General features: G+C 63.0%; 19 protein-coding genes. 12 read left to right on the forward strand and 7 right to left on the reverse strand.

The features are described 5' to 3' along the window. The first annotated feature begins 354 nt into the window (after window positions 1-354). Window positions 355-1,182 carry a MetQ/NlpA family ABC transporter substrate-binding protein gene (locus tag L0U84_RS35250; RefSeq protein ID WP_233857252.1) on the forward strand — a complete coding sequence of 276 codons (828 nt, stop codon included), beginning with the start codon at window positions 355-357 and terminating at the stop codon, window positions 1,180-1,182. Between the two features lie 113 nt (window positions 1,183-1,295). Next, window positions 1,296-2,261, forward strand: coding sequence for a sulfonate ABC transporter substrate-binding protein (locus L0U84_RS35255; protein ID WP_233857254.1), 966 nt, complete (start codon window positions 1,296-1,298; stop codon window positions 2,259-2,261). Window positions 2,262-2,294: 33 nt separating this feature from the next. Here the strand turns inward: L0U84_RS35255 and L0U84_RS35260 are convergent, their stop codons facing one another. Then, on the reverse strand, window positions 2,295-3,695 hold the full coding sequence (locus tag L0U84_RS35260) for an MFS transporter (RefSeq protein WP_233857256.1): 1,401 nt from the start codon (window positions 3,693-3,695) through the stop codon (window positions 2,295-2,297). Window positions 3,696-3,929: 234 nt separating this feature from the next. Between L0U84_RS35260 and L0U84_RS35265 the strand changes: the two genes are divergently transcribed. The 5 genes from L0U84_RS35265 to L0U84_RS35285 all read left to right on the forward strand — a co-directional run bounded on the left by L0U84_RS35265 (window position 3,930) and on the right by L0U84_RS35285 (window position 8,588). Further along, a complete protein-coding gene (locus L0U84_RS35265) occupies window positions 3,930-4,478 on the forward strand; it encodes a DUF488 domain-containing protein (RefSeq protein WP_233857258.1) in 549 nt (182 codons plus the stop codon). Window positions 4,479-4,523: 45 nt separating this feature from the next. Beyond that, window positions 4,524-5,150 carry a uracil-DNA glycosylase family protein gene (locus L0U84_RS35270; RefSeq protein WP_233857260.1) on the forward strand — a complete coding sequence of 209 codons (627 nt, stop codon included), beginning with the start codon at window positions 4,524-4,526 and terminating at the stop codon, window positions 5,148-5,150. Window positions 5,151-5,638: 488 nt separating this feature from the next. Beyond that, window positions 5,639-6,748: a sugar ABC transporter substrate-binding protein gene (locus L0U84_RS35275; RefSeq protein ID WP_233857262.1), complete on the forward strand. Its 1,110-nt coding sequence runs from the start codon at window positions 5,639-5,641 to the stop codon at window positions 6,746-6,748. Next, window positions 6,748-7,758, forward strand: a complete 1,011-nt coding sequence (locus tag L0U84_RS35280) for an ABC transporter permease (protein ID WP_233857264.1) — start codon at window positions 6,748-6,750, stop codon at window positions 7,756-7,758. Before L0U84_RS35275 ends, L0U84_RS35280 begins: the two co-directional genes overlap by 1 nt. After that, window positions 7,758-8,588, forward strand: coding sequence for an ATP-binding cassette domain-containing protein (locus tag L0U84_RS35285; RefSeq protein WP_233857266.1), 831 nt, complete (start codon window positions 7,758-7,760; stop codon window positions 8,586-8,588). The genes L0U84_RS35280 and L0U84_RS35285 overlap by 1 nt, the downstream gene beginning before the upstream one ends. 42 nt (window positions 8,589-8,630) lie before the next feature. Here L0U84_RS35285 and L0U84_RS35290 read toward each other — a convergent pair whose 3' ends face one another. From L0U84_RS35290 to L0U84_RS35300, 3 genes are all read right to left on the reverse strand, one after another. Then, on the reverse strand, window positions 8,631-10,793 hold the full coding sequence (locus L0U84_RS35290) for a TonB-dependent siderophore receptor (protein ID WP_233857268.1): 2,163 nt from the start codon (window positions 10,791-10,793) through the stop codon (window positions 8,631-8,633). Between the two features lie 485 nt (window positions 10,794-11,278). Further along, window positions 11,279-12,064 carry a COG4705 family protein gene (locus L0U84_RS35295; RefSeq protein ID WP_233857270.1) on the reverse strand — a complete coding sequence of 262 codons (786 nt, stop codon included), beginning with the start codon at window positions 12,062-12,064 and terminating at the stop codon, window positions 11,279-11,281. A gap of 142 nt (window positions 12,065-12,206) precedes the next feature. Next, window positions 12,207-13,079, reverse strand: a complete 873-nt coding sequence (locus tag L0U84_RS35300) for an endonuclease/exonuclease/phosphatase family protein (protein WP_233857272.1) — start codon at window positions 13,077-13,079, stop codon at window positions 12,207-12,209. Between the two features lie 301 nt (window positions 13,080-13,380). On the opposite strand from L0U84_RS35300, the gene L0U84_RS35305 reads away from it, so the two are divergent. Continuing rightward, window positions 13,381-14,073 (forward strand): phosphatase PAP2 family protein, encoded by a 693-nt coding sequence (locus tag L0U84_RS35305; RefSeq protein WP_233857274.1) that lies wholly within the window; start codon window positions 13,381-13,383, stop codon window positions 14,071-14,073. A 265-nt stretch (window positions 14,074-14,338) separates the two neighbouring features. Further along, the gene (locus L0U84_RS35310; protein WP_233857276.1) at window positions 14,339-14,752 is read left to right on the forward strand and encodes a hypothetical protein; all 414 of its coding nucleotides are present in this window, start codon (window positions 14,339-14,341) and stop codon (window positions 14,750-14,752) included. Window positions 14,753-14,791: 39 nt separating this feature from the next. Here the strand turns inward: L0U84_RS35310 and L0U84_RS35315 are convergent, their stop codons facing one another. After that, window positions 14,792-15,691 carry an SDR family oxidoreductase gene (locus tag L0U84_RS35315; RefSeq protein WP_233857278.1) on the reverse strand — a complete coding sequence of 300 codons (900 nt, stop codon included), beginning with the start codon at window positions 15,689-15,691 and terminating at the stop codon, window positions 14,792-14,794. A gap of 104 nt (window positions 15,692-15,795) precedes the next feature. Here L0U84_RS35315 and L0U84_RS35320 point away from each other — a divergent pair, with 104 nt between their 5' ends. Then, the gene (locus L0U84_RS35320; RefSeq protein WP_233857280.1) at window positions 15,796-16,656 is read left to right on the forward strand and encodes a helix-turn-helix transcriptional regulator; all 861 of its coding nucleotides are present in this window, start codon (window positions 15,796-15,798) and stop codon (window positions 16,654-16,656) included. Window positions 16,657-16,673: 17 nt separating this feature from the next. Here the strand turns inward: L0U84_RS35320 and L0U84_RS35325 are convergent, their stop codons facing one another. Continuing rightward, window positions 16,674-18,248 (reverse strand): alpha-amylase family glycosyl hydrolase, encoded by a 1,575-nt coding sequence (locus L0U84_RS35325; protein WP_233857282.1) that lies wholly within the window; start codon window positions 18,246-18,248, stop codon window positions 16,674-16,676. A gap of 47 nt (window positions 18,249-18,295) precedes the next feature. Here L0U84_RS35325 and L0U84_RS35330 point away from each other — a divergent pair, with 47 nt between their 5' ends. Then, on the forward strand, window positions 18,296-19,960 hold the full coding sequence (locus L0U84_RS35330) for an alpha-amylase family protein (RefSeq protein WP_233857284.1): 1,665 nt from the start codon (window positions 18,296-18,298) through the stop codon (window positions 19,958-19,960). A 132-nt stretch (window positions 19,961-20,092) separates the two neighbouring features. Further along, window positions 20,093-21,106, forward strand: coding sequence for a Gfo/Idh/MocA family protein (locus tag L0U84_RS35335; protein ID WP_233857286.1), 1,014 nt, complete (start codon window positions 20,093-20,095; stop codon window positions 21,104-21,106). Window positions 21,107-21,217: 111 nt separating this feature from the next. Here the strand turns inward: L0U84_RS35335 and L0U84_RS35340 are convergent, their stop codons facing one another. Further along, window positions 21,218-21,565: a hypothetical protein gene (locus tag L0U84_RS35340; RefSeq protein WP_233859781.1), complete on the reverse strand. Its 348-nt coding sequence runs from the start codon at window positions 21,563-21,565 to the stop codon at window positions 21,218-21,220. Window positions 21,566-21,746 lie beyond the last annotated feature (181 nt).

Below are 21,746 nucleotides of genomic sequence, written 5' to 3' on the forward strand. Positions count from 1 at the left end.
ACCGCACCTTTGTTCCAGCACACCCCTTGAAACGAAACCCGCGCCAGCGGGTATTCGCACGATCCAGCGTCCGCAAACCTCACTGCGGCTCGCTTCATTCCAGCGCGGCGAACTGAACCGCGGCAAGAGTCTGTTCACGCGGTCCGCAAAGCTCGGCCGCGCATATCCCTATCCGCAATATTTGTACGCCCTCAGGAATGGCGTCGAATTGCACTTAGCTTATTCCCGGAAGCGCTTTGCACCTCATCCCGCCGCTTGCACTCAATCGCGATAACGATAGTGCTCGATATTATTTGTGCGCTAACGAAGGCCTCTCTACGATCTCCGGACCTTCACTTCGATCGCTTTCAAAACATGACTACGACCCAAGCACTCAGGACCGCACTCTTCTCTGTTCTCGTTGCATGCGGCATCGTCAGCGCGCAACCGGCGCTCGCGGCGGGACAAACAGTGCGCGTCGGCATCATGTCCGGCGAGGACGAAGACGTGTGGCGCGCGGTCGCGGCTAATGCCGCCAGGCAGGGCATCACCGTCAAGATCACGACGTTCTCCGACTATACGCAGCCTAACGAAGCGCTCGCGGAACACGACCTCGATGCGAACTCGTTCCAGCACAAGCCTTATCTCGACGCGCAAATTGCGGCGCGCCACTATCAGATCGTGCCCGTCGGCTATACCTACGTGCAGCCGATCGGTCTCTACTCGCGCAAAGTAACGTCAGTCGCGGCGCTGCCGCAGAACGCGACGATCGGCGTGCCGAACGATCCCAGCAACGAAGGCCGCGCGCTGCTTCTGCTGCAGGCGAACGGACTGATCAGGCTGCGCCCGGACGTCGGTCTGCTGCCGACCGCGCGCGACATCGCGGACAATCCGAAGCACATCCAGATCAAGGAACTCGACGCGGGCATCGTCGGCCGTGCGATCGGCGACCTCGACGCGGCCGTCGTCAATACCGACTGGGCGATCAAAGCGGGCATCAAGATTCCGCAGGAACGCATCGCGCAGGAGAAGGTGCCGGGCAACCCGTATCGCAACTTCATCGCGGTCAACGCGAAAGACGCGAACGCGGCGTGGGTAAAGACGATCGTCGACAGCTACCAGCAGGCCAACGTCGCTTCGGCGATCCTGACCGTCTATCACGGCGCCACGCTGCCGGCATGGGATGGCGCGCCCCAGCACTGAGCCGACGCACGCGCGACGCACGAAACGCACGCGCAACGCACGACACGAGCGGCGGCGCTTCGGCCGCCGCGCATCCCGCCTTCTTCATTGCCCTCCTGATCGTATCGCCCGTCATGTCCAATACCCGCACGCTTCACGATCGCCGTACCTTCCTGAAACTTTCTCTCGGCGCCGCAGCGGCCGCGGCGGCACCGCTTTCGTTCGCGCAAGGCAACGCGCGCACACTTCGCATCGGCAACCAGAAGGGCTATCTGAATCTGTTGAAGGGCCGCGGTACGCTCGAAAAGCGGCTCGCTCCGCTGAACGTATCGGTGACGTGGACCGAGTTCGCGGCGGGCCCCGTGCAACTGGAAGCACTGAACGTCGGCTCGATCGATTTCGGCGACGTCGGCGAAGCGCCGCCGATCTTCGCGCAGGCCGCCGGCGCCCCGTTGGTCTATGTGGCGTCGACCGTCAAGCGGCCGCAGTCGGAAGCCGTGCTGGTGCCGCCGCAATCGACGATCCGTTCGGTCGCGGACCTGAAGGGCAAACGGATCGCGCTCAACAAAGGCAGCAACGTCCACTATTTTCTCGTCAAGCTGCTGCGTCAGCATGGCCTGCAATACGGCGATGTGAAACTGGTGTTCCTCGCGCCGGCCGATGCACGCGCCGCGTTCGAGCGCGCGTCGATCGACGCGTGGGTCATCTGGGATCCGTTCTTCGCCGCGGCGGAGCAATCGCTCGGCGCTCGCGTGCTTGCCGATGCAAGCGGCGTGGTCGGCAATCGCGCCTTCTATTTTTCGTCGCAGAGTTATGCGGCGAACAATCCCGAGGTGATCCGGATCCTGATCGAAGAACTCGACAAGGTCGATCAGTGGGGCCAGCGGAACAAGGATCAACTCGCGAGCGAACTCGCGCAGCTATGGGGTCTGCCGAAGCAGGTCGTGGACGTGGCGGTGCGGCGTCAGCAGTTCGGCACGCAGCCGATCACCCGCGCGATTCTCGGCGAGCAGCAACAGATCGCCGACACCTTCCTCGATCTCGGCCTGATTCCGAAACACGTCGACGTGCTGAAGGCGGCGCCGTCGAATCTCGCCTAGACGCACGGGCGGCGCAACGACGCCGCACTCGCGTCAACGCTCGGAGACCGGCCGCGTCGGCGTGGTCGGTTGCTCCTGCGGCGCGTCGCTGTGCTCCGTCATACGCCGCACCGAACTCACGCAGGCGGCGATCAACGCCAGCGCCGCTGCGATGCCGGCAATCAGCGTGAGATGCCGGCCATGCACGAGCCCGAATACGACGGACACCACCACCGCGCCGCTCGACTGGCCGAGCAGACGTCCCATCGATTGCAGGCCGGACGCGCCGCCGCTGCGATGCCGTGGCGCGCTGCCGATGATCACGCGATTGTTCGGCGACTGAAAGATGCCGAAGCCGAGGCCGCAGACCGCGAGCCGCCACACGATGTCGAAACGCGTCGCCGTCTCGCCGAGTTGGCACAGCATCGCGAGACCGCAGCCGAACACGACGAGCCCGATGCTGCTGAGGCGTCCCGGCTGCATCCGGTCGGACAGCCGGCCCGCGACCGGCGCGATCAACGCGGTCACGAGCGGCCACGGCGTCATCAGCAAGCCGGTCTGTGTTTCCGACAGCTTCAGCGTCTGCTCGAAGTAGAACGGCAGCACGATGTACGCCATCGTCTGCGCCGCGAACGAGCAGATCGACGTCGCCATCGACAATGAAAACACCGGCATGCGCAGCAGGTCGATGGGCAGCATCGGCGTCGCGAGCCGGTTTTCGCGTCGCACGAACAGCACGCCGACCACCAGTGCGACCGCGACCATCACGGCGGCGCGCTGCGTCGCGCCGGCCTGGTTGAAAGCCGCCAGACCGGAGATCAGCAGCCCGAAGCTGAGCGCGTTGAGCACGACGCTCAGGCCGCTCAGGCGAGCGCCCGAGGTCGGCGTCGCGGGCAACGTGCGCGCACCGATCGACAGCGCCAGCACGCCGAGCGGCACGTTGACGAGGAACAGCCACTGCCAGTGCGCGACCGACAGAATCGCCGACGCGATACTCGGCCCCGCCGCCGACGAAACGGCCACCACCAGCGACGACAAACCGACGCCGACGCCCAGCCGCGCCTTCGGAAAGATGAAGCGCACCAGCGCGATATTCACGCTCATGATGCCGGCCGCGCCGAAGCCCTGAAACACGCGGGCGACCGCCAGCACCAGCAGCGTGTGCGCATTCGCGCAGGCGAACGACGCCAGCGTGAAAAGCGCGAGTCCGTAGCAGTAGACCCGCTTGTAGCCACGGCTGTCGCCGAGCACGGCAAGCGGCAGCAAGGACACCGTGATCGCCAGCTGATACGCGTTGACGACCCAGATCGCGTTCGCGGGCGATACCGCGAGGTCGTTGCTGATGGTGGGCAGCGCGACGTTGACGATCGAGGTGTCGAGCACCGACATCGTCATCGCGATGGCGATCGCGAGGTACGCAAACGCACGTTGGGGATTGGGCAGGCCGTCGGTCATGGTGCAAGCTGGTCGAAAGAAAATGCGGAGGCGACTGCGGGCCGCGCGGGCGCCGTCGCGGGTGCATTGTTGCAACTCTGACTCGCGGGAGCAAGGTTGCACTCGATACCGGAATGATGGCTACCCGGCTCGTCAGGCATGGGACATGCGGCATCTGAATCGAGCCGCGGTTGACGTTACCGCGTCACACGTTGTAAATCTGTCGTCGCGGCTATCAGCGTCGGCGAGGCACGCATGAAAGCGAAACGCCCTTTTTTCACGATCGGCCACTCGACGCATCCGTTGCAGGAATTCGTCGATCTACTGAAAGGCGAGCAGATTGCCCTGCTCGTCGACGTGCGCAGTATCCCGCGCTCGCGGACCAACCCGCAGTTCAATCGCGACACGCTGCCCGCCTCGCTCGCGCCGGAACACATCGACTACGTGCATCTCGCCGCACTCGGCGGACGCCGCGGCAAACGCAAGGACGATGCGCCATCGCCGAACGCTTACTGGACCCATCCGGCCTTTCGCAACTATGCCGACTATGCAATGAGCGACGCGTTCCGCGAAGGACTGGCGCAACTGCTGACGCTCGGTCATCGGCAGCGCTGCGCGATCATGTGCTCGGAAGCGGTCTGGTGGCGTTGCCACCGGCGTATCATTACCGACTATCTGCTGATGCACGACGAAACCGTGCTGCACATCATGGACGCGCATCACACGAACGCCGCCACGATGACACCGGGCGCCGAGCCCCAGGCCGACGGCACGCTCATCTATCCGGCTCAGGCGCAGAACTGAGCCGACCCACGACACGACTGCACGTCAGTCACCCCGCACCGCTTTATGGCTGTTACCACCAAACGTCCGTCGCAACACGACACGTCGCTCGACACGCTGCTTCAAGATATCCGCTCCTGCACGCTGTGCGCACCCGTGCTGCCGCACGCGCCCCGCCCCGTGCTCGCCGCGTCCGCGCGGGCGCGCATCCTGATCATCGGGCAGGCGCCAGGCGCGCGCGTGCATGCGTCGGGCGTGCCGTGGAGCGACGCGAGCGGCGCGCGTCTGCGCACGTGGCTCGGCGTCGACGACACGACCTTCTACGACGCTTCGAAATTCGCTCTCGTACCGATGGGCTTCTGTTTTCCGGGTCGCGGCGCGAGCGGCGACCTGCCGCCTCGCCCCGAGTGCGCCGGCCGCTGGCATCGCGAGTTGCTCGCGCAAATGCGCTCGGTGAAATTGACGCTGCTGATCGGGCAATACGCGCAGCGCTTTGGCCTCGGCGACGCGTTTGGCCCGACCTTGACCGATACGCTCGTCAGATGGACCGAGTTTGGACCGCATCTGATGCCGCTGCCGCATCCGTCGCCGCGCAATATCGCGTGGTTCAAGCGCAATCCGTGGTTCGAATGTGAAGTGTTGCCGACCTTGCGTGCGCATGTGGCAACGGTGTTGGCGGGCGGGGAGCTTTGAGCGCCGCGCATCGTGAAGCTGCGCCAACACGCGCATTACAGGCTCCTGCCTGATCTCGTCTGGCTGAACCGCGCCGATCCGAGCGACCAACCGTTCGTGGTAAACACGCATCGTGACCGGCGCCGTGCCGTTCGGGTCTTTTCTGCTGCAGTGCGCCACGCGTTGCCACGCCGCGCTTTCGCAGGTCTATCGGAAGCAGCGGACCCCGTCATTCGCGGCCGCCGGCCGCCCCTATTCATGCGTTCTTAGCCGGCAATCCCAATCTTCGGAATAGTTACGGGTATACATGGATTAGGCGGTGCAACCGCACTGCACTAACATTTTTGCGGTACCGCACGGCGCGTATCGAGCGCCTCCGAATCGGGGTTGCACGTCGCCACGCCAAAGTCTCGCGCTGCGCAGCGCACTCCCGGTGCCGTCCAGCATCTGCACACGATCGACGCAACGTCGACCACATCGACCAACGAAGACAAGAACCGGAGGATGAGATGGCACAGCAACGGGATGACGATCAGGAACACGGCGGTAGCGGTATCAGCACGACGCGGCGGGGGCTGATGCAGGGCGCCGGACTCGGCGCGGCGCTTTCGCTGATGGGTGCGCTAGGCGGCGCAGGCGGGTTGATCGGCAGCGCGCAGGCGGCGGAGTCGGCTTTTCCGTCGCACAAGAAATGGAAGATCGTGTTCGTCAATCACGTCACCACCAACCCGTTCTTCGTGCCCACGCAGTACGGCATTCAGGATGCCTGCGGCCTGCTCAACATGGATTATCAATGGACCGGCTCGGCGACCTCCGACGCCGGCGAAATGGTCCGCGCGGTGAACTCGGCGATTGCCGCGAAGGCCGACGCCATCGCGGTGCCGATCGTCGATCCGAGCGCTTTCGACAAGCCGATCCAGGCCGCGCTCGACGCCGGCATTCCGGTGTTCTCCTATAACGCCGACGCGCCGCGCGGCAAGAAGAATCCGCGCCTCGCCTATATCGGCCAGGACCTGTACCAGTCGGGCTACCAGATGGGCGAGCGCATCGTGAGCCTGATCGACAGCGGCATGGTCGCGCTGTTCATTGCCACGCCTGGGCAGCTCAACATCCAGCCGCGTCTCGACGGTGCGAGCGATGCCATCAAGAAGTCCGGCAAGAAGATCGACATCCAGACCGTGGCCACCGGCGCGACCGTCAACGAGGAGCTGTCGAAGATCAAATCGTTCTACCTGGGCCACCAGGACCTGAAGGGCATGTTCGCGGTGGATGCTGGCAGCACGCAAGGCGTCGCGCAGGTGATGAAGGAATCGAACCTGCCGTCGAAGGGCGTGCATGGCGGCGGCTTCGACCTGCTGCCCACCACCATCCAGCTGATCCACGAAGGCTTCCTCGACTTCACCATCGATCAGCAGCCCTACGTCCAGGGTTTCTATACGGTGATGCAGGCGTTCGTGTTCCTCAGCTCGGGCGGCCTCGTCGGACCAGCCGAAATCAACACCGGCCTGAAATTCGTGACCAAGGAAAACGTCGAGCCGTACCTCAATACCTCGACGCGCTTCGAAGGTAAAACCGATAAGCAGCAAATCGTGCCGAGGTCCGGTGCAATCAAAGCCTGATGAATACAGTGAACCAGACCAGCAACACCGAAACGGTCCGCGCGCCCCGGCGCGCGGGCGTTTCATTCGCGTCCCAATGGGCGGCCGAGCTGCGCATCCTGCTCGTGGCCGTATTGCTGGCCGCCTACTTCGAATTCGCGAACCACGACTTCCTGCTCACCAACGCGAGCCTCGTTAACCTGTCGCAGTTCATCGCGCCGGTGGCGATCATCGCGTTCGGCGAAATCATGCTGATGATCGGCGGCGACATCGATCTGTCGGCGGGCATGGTGTTCGCGTTCGCGCCATTCATGATGGTGTTCGCGAATGACGCGGGCGCGCCTATGTGGCTCGCCGTGATCGCGGGGCTCGTGGCGGCGGGAGTGGTCGGCTTCGTGAACGGCGCGGTGACGGTGTGGCTGCGGCTGCCCTCGTTCGTCACGACGCTCGGCACACTCTTTCTGATCAACGGCATCACGCTCACGATCTCGCGCGGCACCCCCGCCCCCACGCCGGGGTCGCCCACGTTCGCCGGGTTCATGGGCGCGTGGGGCTACAGCGAGATCATCTGGACCCTGGTGATCGCATTCGCGATGCACGTGCTGTTGCGTCATACGCGCTGGGGCCTGCATACGCAGGCCGCGGGAGCGAATCCACTCGGCGCGAGCGAGGCCGGCATTCACGTGAGGCGGCTGCGCCTCGGCAACTTCATTCTTGCCGCGGTGCTCGCAGGTTTCACCGGTATGCTCGAAGCCTTTCGCATTACCTCGATCGACCCGCAAGCGGGCGGCAACCAGATCATGTTCCTCGCGGTGGCCGCCGCCGTGATCGGCGGCACGCCGCTGACGGGCGGCTCGGGCACCATCGTGGGTGGGCTCATCGGCGCGGCGGTGCTCGGCATTCTGAACGACGGCTTTACGCTGATCGGCATCAACGCGTTTACGTTCAACATCATTCTTGGCGCCGCGATTCTGGCGGCGATGATCTTCAACATCCACGTCGGGCGCATTCGCCGCAAGGGTGGAAGCTGATGGACCAATCGCAAACCTCCTCCGTCGGCGTGAATGCCACGGCCGCGGCGAGCAGCGCGGCAAACGCCCCGCTCGCGCTGCGCGGCGACAGCCTCGTCAAACGCTTCGGCGCGGTGACGGCGCTCGACGGCGTCTCCCTCACGCTCGGCAAGGGCGAGATTCTCGGCATACTCGGCGACAACGGCGCGGGCAAGTCCACGCTCGTGAAGATCCTCACGGGCTTTCATCAGCAAACGAGCGGCACGCTCCACATCGACGGCGAGGAGACGCTGTTGCGCTCGGTCGATCATGCGCGTTCGCTCGGCATCGAATGCGTGTACCAGGATCTTGCGCTCGCGAATTCGCTGAGCATTTATCACAACATGTTCCTGAACCGCGAAATCGTGCGGCGCGGACCGTTCAGGCTGCTCGACCACAAGCAGATGCGCGAGCGCGCGGCGCAATGCCTCGACGACATCGGCGTACACGTGCCTTCGGTGGATTTGCCCGTCGAGCGTCTATCGGGCGGCCAGCGCCAGGCGATCGCCGTGGCGCGCGCCGTGCATTCGAACGCGAAGATCCTGCTGCTCGACGAGCCGCTCGCCGCGATGGGCGCGCGCGAGGCCGGGCTCATCATCGACCTGCTGATGCGCTTGAAGGAAAAGGGCGGCCTGTCGATCATCATGATCATGCACAACTATGCGCAGACGCTCGGTATCGCGGATCGCATCATGTTGATGCAGCGAGGCCGCGTGACCTATGAGCAACAGAGCGCGCTGACTTCGGTCGCGGAACTGATGGATATCGTGCAGCGGGAATACCGGGCCATGCGCGCCAGCGGTGCGCAGTGAGCCCGCCACGGCCCGCGAAACCACGCAACCGCGCAACTCGAATCAGAAATCGATCTTCGCGTTCAGGCTGACCATGCGCGGATCGCCCGGCGCGATGTAGTCCGAGTACTGAAACATCCAGTAGCGGCGATTCGTGACGTTGTCGATCGCCGCACGCAGCGTCACGTCGTGCCCACCGATGCGCGTCATATAGTTCGCTCCGACGTTCACGATCACGTAGCCGCTCGTCTCCAGGTTGCCGGCAGGACGCACCTTCGTGCTGCCCGTGTACTTCGCGTCCGCGCCGACCTGCAGGCCCGGCACGGCGGGCACGTCGTAGGTCACGCGGCCGGCGGCGACGAACTGCGGCGCTCCGGCCACGCGGTTGCCGTTATAGGCCTGTCCCTTCGCGTACCAGGTGTCGAGCAGCATCAGGTTGCCGGTCACCTGCCAGTTGCGGCCGAGGCGCACGCTGCCGCCCGCTTCGAGACCCTGGTAGATCGAGTTGCCGTCCTGCACGTAGACATTCTGGCTGTTCGCGTACGCGGCCCCGCGTTCGATGCGGAACAGCGCGGTGGTCGCGCTCCAGCGCTCATGCTCGCTCTTGATGCCGATCTCGTACTGACGCGAGCGCAGCGGCCGCAGCAGCGCGCCGCCGTTCGCGTAGATGTCGGCCACCATCGCGCCTTGCTCGAGCGACTCCACGTAGCTCGCGTAAAGCGTGGTGTGCGGCTCGAGCTTGTACATCAGCGCGGCGGTCGGCGTCAGCACGCCGTTCTGCCCGTACGACGACGCGAGCGAGCCGTTGACGTTGAACGACTGCTGATCGTAGTTCGTGTAGCGCAGGCCCGCGAGCAGCGACCAGCGATCCGTCAGCTGGATCGTGTCGCTCGCGAACAGCGCCTTCTGCGTGATCTCGTTCGCGCGATATTTGTCGAGACCGGCGCCGGAATAATAGCGCCACGGGTTCGGCTGATACAGGTTGCCGGCGCCCAGCGTGAAGTAGTACGAAACGGCGCTGTAGTCGTTCGTCTGGTATTGCCACGACGCGCCGAGCGCCAGTTGATGCGTGAAGACGCCGGTCTTCACCTTGCCTTCGAATACGCCCTGCCAGTAGATGTCCTGGTGGCCTTCATCGCCGTTCCAGCGGCTGTCGGTGTAGTCGCCCGCCTGGTTCAGCAGCGTCAGGGTGCTTTCGTTGCGGTCGCGCGCCGATTTGCTGTAGCTCGCCGACGTGTTGAACGACCAGTCCGGCGTGATCTGATACCTGACGCCCGCCGTGTACAACTGCAAATTCGTGTTCAGATGCTGATCGGTGCCGCCGAGCAGATTGGTGCCGCCGCTGATCGTCGCGGGCAGGCTCGTGCCCGTATAGCTGCCCGTGTAGATCGCCGGGGTCTGGCCGCTCGAGCGGCTTTGCTGGTAGATCGCGTCGAAGTAGACGTCGAGGTCGCGTGTGAGGCGGCCGTCGAGCGACACCGCCAGCGAATTGCGATTGATGTCGCCCGCGTTGTAAGTCTTGCCCGCCTCGTGCGTGTAGTTGATGCGCGCGCCGAACATGTCGTCCGGACCGAAACGCCGGCTCAGGTCGACGTGCTGGCTGAACACGCTGTCCATCCGGTAGCCGGCCGACACGCTCGTCACCGGCTGGTACGCCGGCTTCTTCGTCACGTAGTTGACAACGCCGCCCGGCTGCACGAAGCCGTACATGAAACCGCCAAGGCCCTTCAGCAATTCGACGCGTTCGAGGTTTTCATAAGGCATCGTGATGCCGTACGAGATGAACGGATTGCCGTCGATACGAAAGCCGTTCTGCCAGTCGATCGGCAGGCCGCGAATCGAGATGTACGTGGCCCACGCGCTATATGCGTTGCTGTTGTCGGTGACCGATGAGTCGACCGCGAACACCTCGCCGAGCTTGTTCGCCTGGCGGTCGGCGAGTTCTTCGCCGGTCACGACAGTGGTCGAAAACGGCGTGTCGAGCTGCGAACGCGTGCCGAGCGCACCGACCGCCACGGGTATGCTCAAGTGCATCGGCGAATCCGTCTGGGCAGCCGCGTTGACGTTGACGGCCGGTAGCGCCTGCTCGCCGCCGCCAGCCGGCGGCGTAGCCGACGTGGTGACACTTGAACCAGCGGCCGGCGCCGCGGCTTCCCCGCTGGCGGCGCTCTGCGCGAAGGCCGATTGCGCGGCGCCGGCGAAGGCCAGCCAAACCGCAATCTGCATGGGACGATGGAGCGTGAGCCCTGTTGGGCGTGTGTTTTTTTGATTCTTCATGTCTACCAGCGAGCAAGCGCCCTTCGGTTGTAAATGCGAGTGATTCGCATTCATGAGGCGCGATGGTAGCAAAGGCTTTTGCCTTTTGAAAGCTTTACGTTGGGATTCGAATGGCTTTCGGAGGTGATGGCGCCACGTGCGAGGCGGCTCCGGCCTATCCGGCTTTGGCGAGCAAAGGGCGATTAAGCCCCACCGTGGGAAGGGTCTCGAGTACGCAGAGCGGCGTGCCTTTTATTCTTTTCTTCGGCTTCAGTGGCGTGAGGGCGGCGCTCCAGCATGCGGAGGTCGCCCGTTTGGCTGCCGATGGTGTTCGTACCCGCGCGGAATCAGCGACGGCATTGGCGCTGCTTGACCGTTCGATCTGCGCGTCGTGGTCGCCGCAAAAGCGGGCATGCAATGGCTAAACCCGAAGCTCCGTAGCCACTTGCCGCCCGCTACCGTATCGCTCGCCCGGCAGGGCGCTGCGGTAACAAGACCACGCAAAGTGCCATGAACGAAACCAGAACCACCGACGCATAGAGCCGGCTGATCTCGAGCCCGCCTTGAGAAATGGGCTTGTCGAGCAAGTCCCCCAAGGTTGCGCCGAGCGGACGCGTCAGGATGAACGCCGCCCAGAAAATGGCGGTCCGCGACAGGCGCGACCAGTAATAGAGCGCGCCGACGATCAGCAGGCCCGCACCGAAAATCAACGCGCCGTACTCATAGCCGAGCCCCAGACCGCCTTCGTCCGATCCCGCCACCCAATCGCCCAACGCGGTACCCAGGGTCTGCGAAAAGAGGATCGTCACCCAGTAAAACCACTCGGCTTTGGGCGTGGTCACGCTCTGCACCGCCACCGTCCCTTCCGATTTGTACCAGACGCCCAAGCTCGCCAGCAGAAGCGCGAAGACGATGGCTACACCGCCCGGATAGCCGACTCCCACTGAGCGATCGAAGAAGTCGGCCAACGTGGTACCGAGCGTGGTCGTTGCAACGATCGTCGCCCAATAGAGCGCGGCATTGAACCGCTCGGCCCTGATCTGCCCGGCGACCAGCCCGATGAAAATCACCGCAAATATTCCGGTGCCGATCAGATAACCCAATTTGAGCGACATGGTTACCCAATCGCCGCCCGTTTCGCCAAGCGTCGTGGCGGCGATCTTGATGATCCAGAAGCCCAGCGTGATCTGCGGGACTTTGCTGACTGCGTGCGCGCGAATTTGCGACTGGCTGCTATTCATGTGCGATGTTCTCTATCTTCATGGCTTGGAGATAGGTTCAACCATCGCAGAACAACTCTTAACAGATCCTTAAGCATTCCCGCAGAGTTGCGGCGGTCAGATTTTCCTGCGCAGATCAGAGAGCGGTAATTCCCAAGCGCTTTCAGCGCAGTTCCAGCCACATCGGCTGATGATCGGACGAGCGGCTGTGCGGATCGACATCGCACGATGCAATGCGTGTGCTCAGGTCCTGCGTGACGAAAACGAAATCGCATGCGAATGGTCCATCGGGCCATTGCTCGTGATCGTATAGGCCAACCGTCGCGGCACGCGGCTCGCCGGAATGCGCGCAGGTCCACGCGTCGACGAACGACGAAGCGTCGGCGATCGGTTCGAGCATCCGGCCATAGGCGGTGTCTTCGAATGCGCTGTTGAAATCTCCGCAGACAATGGCGCTGAGCGGGCGCGCCGTATCGGCAAACGGGCTGTCCGGCTTTTCACCACGCGCGGGAGCGCGCGCGTGATCGCACGCTTCGCGATGCAGCTCGCGCAGTCTTGCCACTTGTGCGAGCCGCTGTTTCTCCGAATAGAACTCGAGGTGCGTACAGATGACGCGAAGCGGACCGATGTCGGCTTCCAGCACCGCTTCGAGCGCGACGCGCAGCATCGACGGGCTGGCTGGGTCGGCGGGCCACGGCAGAGAATGGCGAAGCACCTGACGAACCGGTAAGCGGGTCACGATGGCATTGCCGAACTGCCGCCGATGACGGCTCGCGCCCAGCGAGGGCAGATCGGAGCCGATCGCATCGAGCACGGTCATCTGCGGCAGCAGAGCGGCAAGTTCGGCGAACTGATCGGACGATGGCGCGCCTTTCAGTCCGCCGGCCGCCGCTTCTTCGTTGAAGCCGCGCGTGACTTCCTGCAGACACAGGACGTCGAAGTCGCATAACGCGCGTGCTTCCCGTACGATCCGGCCGAGGTCGACATGGCCGTCGACGCCGCAGCCCCACTGAATGTTCCAGTCGACCAGCTTCATGACGGCCTCCTTGAAAGCGCCGGCTACAGTGTATCGCCGCGCCATGCGCGGTGAATCAGCGTACGGCACGACGACTTCGAAGGATCGAGGCGTTCCGCATGCGCCGTAACGGAAATAGCTTCTGATACCGGGCGCTTTTCACTGACAAATCCCATCGCGCTGACGGTCACCGAGTCACTGAAAGTTAGCGATGAAATTCCGCAGTAAAAAATGTCAGTGAAAGTAAGCGCCCAAAAATGCGGTGCATGCGATGAATTATGCTGAGCCTCATCGCGACCGGCTCAATTCTTCTTAGAAAATAATGAATAGCTTCGATTCGTCCATCGAAACGTATCTGTCCCACCTGCACTTCGGTCATTTCGCGACCCTATCCATACAATCCGTCGCCGACCTGTACACCTTCAAAGGCCTCGTACTCATCCCGGTGCTGTGGTGGATGTGGTTCGACGAAGACGAGCACCGCGAATGGCGGCGAGAAATGGTTCTCGCCACGATCGTCAGCGGCCTCGTGGCGCTCTTCGTCGGAAGACTGCTGACTCACTGGTTGCCGTTCAGAGTGCGTCCCGTCTATGACACCGACCTGCATCTGCGCTTTGCCAGCGGCGATCTCAAGGACGCAGTGCTGACCAACTGGAGCTCCTTCCCGAGTGATCACGCGATGCTGTGGATGGCGGTCGCCACCGGCATCTTCCTCGTGTGGCGAGGCATTGGTGCGCTGGCGATTCTCTATACCGCGCTGTTCATTTGCCTTCCGCGCGCCTGGCTCGGCTTTCACTACCCGACCGATTTGCTGGTGGGCGCCGCGGTGGGAATCGCGATCACGTTGATCATGACGCGAGATGCGATCCGCACGCGCTACGCGACGCCGTTGCTGCGATGGATCGAACGCCACCCCGGACCTTCGGCGATGCTGGCCTTCATTCTGTGTGTCGAACTCGTTACGCAGTTCGACGAGCTGCGCAAGCTGGCGAGCGGTGTAGTGAGACATCTATGATGGCGAGGGCGTGCTGTTAGGGGCGCCTGCTGGGATGCACGAACCGACATCGGCGGGTGGCTCGATTCACGAATAGAATCCTTTCGCTGACAACGAGAAGGTCTGGGCCATGACATTGAGCGCGGGCGAGATGACGATGTGGCGGTTGGTGCAGCTCTACACGGGGCGAGTCGGATATCGGCGCGGCGCAAAGTCGGATGGACTTTCGGCCGACCCTCCGGTCATCGACTGCTCGGGATGGACCCGTCTGCTTCTCACGAGCGCGATGCAAGCGGAGAACGAAGCTGCTGAGCGCGCAGTATTCAGTGCTGACGCGGTGCAGGCCTTGCAGGTTTGGTCGGACCGGATCATTCAGGAAATCGAGACCCGAACCGGGTTCATTCTCGAAGGGCAAGAGATCACCGCCCTCAGCCTCCCGCGTTGCGCGACCATCGGTCTGAAAATGGGAGAACCCGCGTGGGCGATAAATCATCCCCGCCCACGCCGCATCACGCACATCGTTCAGGTCGTTCGTCGCCCGGAAGATGACGCGCCGTTCGTCTCCGAGTCGTTCGGCGGCTCGGTCCCGCCAGGCATCAGTCTCACGCCGCTTGCGCAATGGCTCGCCGTTAGAGGGCAGCACCTGCGTGCCGGCGAAATGTGGGCCGTCAATCCGTTTCGGTTGTCCTCAAACTACTGAGCGACTTCTCGAACGTCTCGTCATGACAGTGACCGAAGGCTACGCCGACATCTCGACGTAGCGCGCTTCGTTCAGATCGGCCAGCAGCGTCGGGCCGCTCGGTTGCCAGCCCAAATGCGCCCGCGTCTGCGCGCTCGATGCCGGCATATCGAGCGCGGCGAACATCGCCATCCATCCGAAGTACGCCGGCGCTTCCTCGTGCGGTATCGAGGCCACAGGCAACTTCAGGCCGCGCCCCAGCGCCTCGGCGATCTCGCGGGCGCTAACGCCTTCTTCACCGACCGCGTGATAGCGCGCGCCGCGTTCGCCCTTCTCGATCGCAAGCCGGTACAGCCGCACGACATCCGACAGATGCCCCGCCGGCCAGCGGTTTCGTCCCTGCTCCACGTAGGCGACCACGCCTTTGTCCCGCGCGATCTGGATGAGCGGCGAGATGAGGCCCTGCCTGAACGGGTTATGCACTTGCGGCAGCCGCATCACCGACACGTTGACACCGTCCTCCAGCAGCGCATTGCCAGCCAGCTCGGAGCCGATGCGCGGGTTCGGGTGACTGGTGTTGAACACGTCCTCGATGGCCGGTTGCCCGTTATCGCGGCTGCCGACGCCCGTGCCGGACGTGATCAGAAGCGGCCGATCCGAGCCTGCCAGCGCCGAGCCAAGTGCCGCGATCGCACGCTTGTCCTTCTCGCAGTTCTCCACGAAGTGCGAGAAATCGTGATCGAACGCGAGGTGGATGACGGCGTCCGCCTTCGCGGCTCCGCTGCGCAGGCTGTCGGTGTCTTCGAGCGTGCCGCGATGGACGTCCGCACCGGCTGCGCTGAGCGCTTGCGCGCCCTGATCGGACCGGGTCATGCCAATTACCCGATGTCCGGCATCGATAAGTTCGGGCACCAAAGCCGAGCCGATAAACCCGGTTGCGCCCGTCAGAAAGATTCGCATGGTCAAGTCTCCAGGATAGCCACGCCCGCACTATGCGATCATTCAATATGCTATTGAAGTAGTGAGCTTATCCCGGTAAAGCGACTAACAGGTTAATCATCGTAGTGAACACCCCCGCTCAATCCCTCGGCGACTTTCTGCGCAGCCGCCGCACGCGGCTCGATCCGGCCAGCTTCGGCTTCTCGGGCCGCAGGCGTACGCCCGGACTGCGCCGGGAAGAAGTAGCGCAGCGCGCGAACATCAGCTCGACGTGGTACACGTGGCTCGAGCAGGGCCGCGGCGGCGCGCCTTCCGCCGCGGTGCTGGAGCGCATCTGCGCGGCGCTGATGCTGACGAATACCGAGCGCGAACACCTTTTCATGCTGGGCCTCGGGCGACCGCCGGAAGTGCGCTACCGGTCCACCGACGCAGTGGATCCGCGCTTGCAGCGCGTGCTCGATTCGCTCGACCCCAGCCCGTCGATCATCAAGACCGCGACTTGGGATGTAGTCGCGTGGAATCGCGCGGCAGCGGTCGTGCTGACCGACTACAGCGCGTTGCCGCCGGGTCAGCGCAACATCCTGCGCTTCCTGTTCGGCGACCCTGACGTCCGCGCAAAACAGCACGACTGGGAGAGCGTCGCGCGCTTCGTCGTGGGGACGTTCCGCGCGGACGTGGCGCGCGCGGGGCTCGCTTCCGAGGTGGGCGATCTGGTCGACGATCTATGCCGCGCCAGCCCGGACTTCGAACGCATGTGGCGCGAAAACCAGGTTTTCGGCCACAGCGAAGTACAGCACGTGAAGCGGCTGCTGCATCCTGTGTTCGGGAGCATCGAAATGGAGTACTCGCTGTTCGCCGTCGATGGTCGGCCGGACCTGAGCATGCTCGTGTACACACCGCTCGACGCGCAAATCGCCAGTCGCATTCGCAGCGCCGTTTCATCGATGGATGATCGTGCCGGCGCCGCACCTATGAGCGCCGCGTGAAGCCGCCAGAAGCATGCTCAAACGATCACGATGACCGCCTCGTTAGCGGCAAGCAGATTGGCACCCTGGACAAAGTTCTCACCGATGCGCGTGCTCACCGTCGATAGCGCCACCCTGCCCGGGCGTGATTGCACGGTGGCATCTGCGACGCCCATGTTCAGGGCGATGAAGAGGCTTTGATCGCCGTATCGCCGCTCATAGGTCAGCACGTCGCCGTAAGCAACGACGTTCTCTATCGTCCCTTGCACGAGAGCGACGTTGCTGCGCCGCAAGGCCAACAGCCGCCGATGCAGCGACAACATGCTCGACATGTCGCCGTCCTGTTCGCGCACACTCGTCGCCGTCGCAATAGGCAACCACGGTTTGCCGTCCGTGAAGCCCGCATTCGGCAGCGAACCATCCCACTGCATAGGCGTGCGCTCGGGATCGCGCCCCTGGCAAATGCCCGGTTGCCGAAGCTCCGCCGGGTCCTGAATCTGATCCGACGGGATATAGCCATCCGTCATGCCGATTTCATCGCCGTAGTACAGCGTCGGCGTCCCTCGGAGCGTCAACAAAAGCACAGCGGCCACGCGTGCCTGCGTCGTGCCCACGCGCGACGCAACACGCGGATTGTCGTGGTTTCCCAGCACCCAGTTCGGCCATGCGTATGCGGGCAACGCGTTGTCGTAATCCCGGATCATGCGGGCAATTTCCTGCGCATTCCATCTCGCGTTGAGCAACTGGAAATTGAACGGCATGTGCGCGCCATCGCCGTTCACGCCGTAGTACTTCACCAGTTGCGAGACACCGAGGTAGATCTCGCCGATCAACACGCGGTCTCCGTACTCGTCCAGTGTGGCTCGCATCGAGCGGACGATTTCATGCACTTCCGGCTGATCCTCCGTGTAACTTTGCAAGAGCCGATGATGATCCGGCTCGCCGGGCCGATATCCGGGATTCGGCGGATTGTCGCGAAACTGCGCGTCCTTGATCAACAGCCACAGCACGTCCACGCGAAAGCCGTCCACGCCGAGATCGAGCCAGAAGCGCAGCACCTGATCCATCGCGCGGCGTACTTGCGGGTTCCTCCAGTTCAGGTCAGGCTGCTCGCGCAGAAACGCGTGATAGTAGTACTGCCCCGTCGCCTCGTCCCATTCCCACGCCGAGCCGCCCATACGGCTCAACCAGTTGTTCGGCGGACCGCCATCGGGCGCGGGATCTCGCCACAGATACCAGTCCCGCTTCGGATTGTCGCGTGACGAGCGGCTTTCCTCGAACCACGAATGCCGGTTCGACGAATGATTCGGCACGAAATCGAGCAGCACCTTGAGACCGAGCCGATGCGCGTGGCCCATCAATTGCTTGAAACCGTCCAGCGTGCCGAACATCGGATCGATGTTGCAGTAGTCCGCAACGTCATAGCCGAAGTCGGCCATCGGCGACGGGTAGATGGGGGAGATCCAAACCGCATCGGCGCCCAGCGCCGCGACATATTCCAGGCGCGCGCTGATGCCGGGCAGATCGCCGATGCCATCGCCGTTACTGTCCTGAAACGAGCGCGGATAGATCTGGTAGATCACGCCGCGTTGCCACCACGCCAGTTCCGACATTGCAGTTCCTCTTCACGATCGATTGTTTGGCGCTACGCGCGGAATCTATGCTCAATGACCTCTGGTACAAGAACGCGATCATTTATTGCCTTTCGGTGGGCACCTTCATGGACGCGAACGGCGACGGCGTCGGCGACTTCCAGGGTCTGATGCGCAGGCTCGATTACCTGCAAGGGCTGGGCATGACCACGATCTGGTTGATGCCCTTCCATCCTTCGCCCGGGCGCGACAATGGTTACGATGTCTGCGACTACTACAACGTCGATCCGAAGTACGGCACGCTCGGCGACTTCTCCGAGTTCACGCATGCGTGCGCCGAGCGTGGCTTGCGCGTCATCATCGATCTGGTGGTCAATCATACGTCCGACCAGCATCCGTGGTTTCTGGAAGCACGCAGCGACCCCGCTTCGAAATATCGCGACTGGTATGTCTGGTCAGATACGAAACCGCCCGATGCGCAACGCGGCGTGGCGTTTCCTGGCGTGCAGAAGTCGACGTGGAGTTTCGACAAGCGGGCGAAACGCTGGTACTTCCATCGCTTCTATGATTTTCAACCGGACCTGAATACGTCGAATCCGCACGTGCAGGCGGAGCTGCTGAAGATCATGGGCTTCTGGATCCAGCTGGGGGTGTCCGGATTCCGCATGGACGCGGTGCCTTTCGTCATCGCGACGAAGGGCCCGAAAGTGCGCCGCCCGGTCGAGCAATATGACATGTTGCGAACCTTTCGCGAGTTTCTGCAGTGGCGCGAGGGCGACGCGATCATCCTGGCCGAAGCCAACGTGCTGCCCAAGACGGATCTTCACTACTTCGGCGACGCGGGTGAGCGGCTGCCGATGATGTTCAACTTCCGGGTCAATCAAAACACGTTCTACACACTCGCGACGGGCAACACGAAGCCGTTGAAGGACGCGCTGCTGGCGACGAAGCCACGGCCGCCGAGTGCGCAATGGGGTGTATTTCTGCGCAATCACGACGAACTCGATCTGGGCCGTCTGACGCCCGCCCAGCGCGCCGCCGTGTTCGCCGCGTTCGCCCCGGACCCCGACATGCAGCTGTATGGGCGCGGCATCCGTCGCAGACTTGCGCCGATGCTGTCGGGCGACAGACGCCGTCTGGAACTTGCCTACAGCCTGATGCTGAGTTTGCCGGGTACGCCCGTGTTCCGGTATGGCGATGAAATCGGCATGGGCGACGACCTGCGCAGACCCGAGCGTCAGTGCGCGCGCACGCCGATGCAATGGTCGGGCGAGCCGCAAGGCGGCTTCACCAGCCATCCAAAGCCGCCCGTTCCGGTGATCTCCGGCGGGGCCTACGGCTTCGAGCGGGTCAACGTGGCGAAGCAGCGACGCGATCCCAATTCGTTTCTCAACTGGACGGAGCGGATGATTCGCATGCGCCGGGAAGTGCCCGAAGTCAGCTGGGGCGACTTCGAAGTGCTGCCCACTTCGCGAGACGACGTGCTCGCGCTCATTTATCACTGGCGCAACAACTCCGTGCTGTTTCTGCACAACTTCCGCACCGACGCGTGTACCGTCGAATTCCGTCTAAGCTCCAACGAACCGGGCCGAGGGTCGCTGATCAATCTTCTGTCCGACGACCACAGCGACGCTCACGATGACGGCTGCCACGCAGTGGTTCTCGAGCCGTTCGGATACCGGTGGTATCGGGTGGGCGGCCTCGACTATCTGCTCAGGCGGACCGAGGTCTAGCAACGCCGGGCGAAGATTAAACTGATACGATCGCGAGCCTCTGATCGTTCGCGGACTCCCGAGACATGCCGGCTCACGCGAATGCGTCAGCCTGCACGACTCATCGGATACGCAATCGGAAAAAGGAATGTCATGGCAAAGGATCAAATAGTCTGGGGAATTTTGGGCGCCGCAAAAATCAACGACAAGGTGGTCGTGCCTATCCACAACGCGCCGAAGTGTCGGGTGAAAGGCATCGCGTCACGCTCCCTGGAGAAGGCGCGGGAAGCCGCGGCCAGATATGGTCTGGCTGTCGCATACGACAGCTACGAGGCGCTCCTCGCGGACCCGGAAATCGACGCGGTCTATATTCCATTACCCAATCATCTCCACGTGGAATGGACGATCAAAGCGGTCGAGGCGGGCAAGCACGTGCTGTGTGAGAAACCGATCAGCCTGGACGCTCACCAGGTTGAACGACTGATCGCCGCTCGCGACACGAATGGCCGGTACATCCAGGAAGCCTTCATGGTTCGCACGCATCCGCAATGGTTGAAAGTGCGGTCCTTGATCGACGAAGGTGCGATCGGCGAATTGCGGGCAGTGACAGGCGGTTTCACCTATCACAACACGAACGAACACAATATCCGCAACAAGAGCGAGCTAGGCGGCGGCGGTCTGCTCGATATCGGTTGCTATCCGATCACGACCTCGCGCTTCACTATCGGCCGTGAGCCACGGCGCGTGGTGGCACTGCTGGAGCAGGATCCGGCATTCAAAGTGGACCGGCTCGGCTCGGTGCTGATGGACTTCGACGGCGTGCAGGCGAGTTTCTTTTACTCGACTCAAACATACCCCTATCAACGGATGCAATTTCACGGTACCAAGGGGCGGATCGAAGTCGAGATTCCATTCAACGCACCAAACGATCGACCGACGCGCCTGTTGATCAGTGAACACAATAGCGACGGTGTCGCGACTGATCGCTGGCTGGAAATTCCGGTGTGCGATCAATACGGCGTAGCCGCGGCCACGTTCGCGGAGGCGATCTTGACTGGAGGCCCGCAAGCTATTGCGCTAGAAGATGCGCGCGCGAACATGCGGGTGATCGATGCGGTGTTCCGCTCGGCTCAATCGGGCGCCTGGGAGAGCATCGCCGAAGGTTGAAGTGCAGCGCTGACACAGCGTCCGTCCGGTTGTTCGATTCGCGATGTCTGGATTGGCAAAGACCGCTATCGCAAAGCCATAGGCCATGCTATTGCCGAGCGACAGCGGTCCCTACTTGGCCGGCGCAGTGATATCGCAGTCTCCGCCCTGGAAGCCGCCGCCCGTTTTTTTCAGGGTGAGCACGAGTCTGCTCCCTCTGTTTGCCGTCATGATCTGACCATAGCTGACCGTGGGAATGAACTGGATATCCGGTGCGACCGCCACCGGCGGATTTCTCGCCCCGTCGACGGTCAGGTCGAGCTCCACGGTGACCGAGTCGATTGCAGCGCCGAGATCCTGTTTCCGGCCGGCTTGATCTTTGCGGAAATTGCACAGGCCCTGGAGGACCTGCTCCAGGGCAGTCGGGATATCGACTGGCTTGCCCGGCGCGATCGGTGGCGTGTTACAGCCGACGATCATGAACGGCAAGGTGCAAAGCGCTACATATCGGCGGGCTCGCATCGGCTTTCCCCCTCGATCTGATGGACGTGGTGTCTGCCTTCCCGTGCTGTCGCTGGTTCAGTGCCCAGCGGGCGCCCGCGAACGCAAACGCTCAACTTCGCGCAAGGTTGCCACGTACGAATGCCGAGTCAATCGGACC

Origin of the sequence: Paraburkholderia sp. HD33-4 (assembly GCF_021390635.1) — a bacterium.
In the GTDB taxonomy this organism is placed as follows: domain Bacteria; phylum Pseudomonadota; class Gammaproteobacteria; order Burkholderiales; family Burkholderiaceae; genus Paraburkholderia.

Excerpts from the sequence above, each read along its gene's own strand:
- L0U84_RS35250 (WP_233857252.1), top strand. The coding sequence starts at position 355 with ATGACTACGACCCAAGCACTCAGGACCGCACTCTTCTCTGTTCTCGTT.
- L0U84_RS35255 (WP_233857254.1), top strand. The coding sequence starts at position 1,296 with ATGTCCAATACCCGCACGCTTCACGATCGCCGTACCTTCCTGAAACTT.
- L0U84_RS35260 (WP_233857256.1), bottom strand. The coding sequence starts at position 3,695 with ATGACCGACGGCCTGCCCAATCCCCAACGTGCGTTTGCGTACCTCGCG.
- L0U84_RS35265 (WP_233857258.1), top strand. The coding sequence starts at position 3,930 with ATGAAAGCGAAACGCCCTTTTTTCACGATCGGCCACTCGACGCATCCG.
- L0U84_RS35270 (WP_233857260.1), top strand. The coding sequence starts at position 4,524 with ATGGCTGTTACCACCAAACGTCCGTCGCAACACGACACGTCGCTCGAC.
- L0U84_RS35275 (WP_233857262.1), top strand. The coding sequence starts at position 5,639 with ATGGCACAGCAACGGGATGACGATCAGGAACACGGCGGTAGCGGTATC.
- L0U84_RS35280 (WP_233857264.1), top strand. The coding sequence starts at position 6,748 with ATGAATACAGTGAACCAGACCAGCAACACCGAAACGGTCCGCGCGCCC.
- L0U84_RS35285 (WP_233857266.1), top strand. The coding sequence starts at position 7,758 with ATGGACCAATCGCAAACCTCCTCCGTCGGCGTGAATGCCACGGCCGCG.
- L0U84_RS35290 (WP_233857268.1), bottom strand. The coding sequence starts at position 10,793 with ATGCAGATTGCGGTTTGGCTGGCCTTCGCCGGCGCCGCGCAATCGGCC.
- L0U84_RS35295 (WP_233857270.1), bottom strand. The coding sequence starts at position 12,064 with ATGAATAGCAGCCAGTCGCAAATTCGCGCGCACGCAGTCAGCAAAGTC.
- L0U84_RS35300 (WP_233857272.1), bottom strand. The coding sequence starts at position 13,079 with ATGAAGCTGGTCGACTGGAACATTCAGTGGGGCTGCGGCGTCGACGGC.
- L0U84_RS35305 (WP_233857274.1), top strand. The coding sequence starts at position 13,381 with ATGAATAGCTTCGATTCGTCCATCGAAACGTATCTGTCCCACCTGCAC.
- L0U84_RS35310 (WP_233857276.1), top strand. The coding sequence starts at position 14,339 with ATGCAAGCGGAGAACGAAGCTGCTGAGCGCGCAGTATTCAGTGCTGAC.
- L0U84_RS35315 (WP_233857278.1), bottom strand. The coding sequence starts at position 15,691 with ATGCGAATCTTTCTGACGGGCGCAACCGGGTTTATCGGCTCGGCTTTG.
- L0U84_RS35325 (WP_233857282.1), bottom strand. The coding sequence starts at position 18,248 with ATGTCGGAACTGGCGTGGTGGCAACGCGGCGTGATCTACCAGATCTAT.
- L0U84_RS35330 (WP_233857284.1), top strand. The coding sequence starts at position 18,296 with ATGCTCAATGACCTCTGGTACAAGAACGCGATCATTTATTGCCTTTCG.
- L0U84_RS35335 (WP_233857286.1), top strand. The coding sequence starts at position 20,093 with ATGGCAAAGGATCAAATAGTCTGGGGAATTTTGGGCGCCGCAAAAATC.
- L0U84_RS35340 (WP_233859781.1), bottom strand. The coding sequence starts at position 21,565 with ATGATCGTCGGCTGTAACACGCCACCGATCGCGCCGGGCAAGCCAGTC.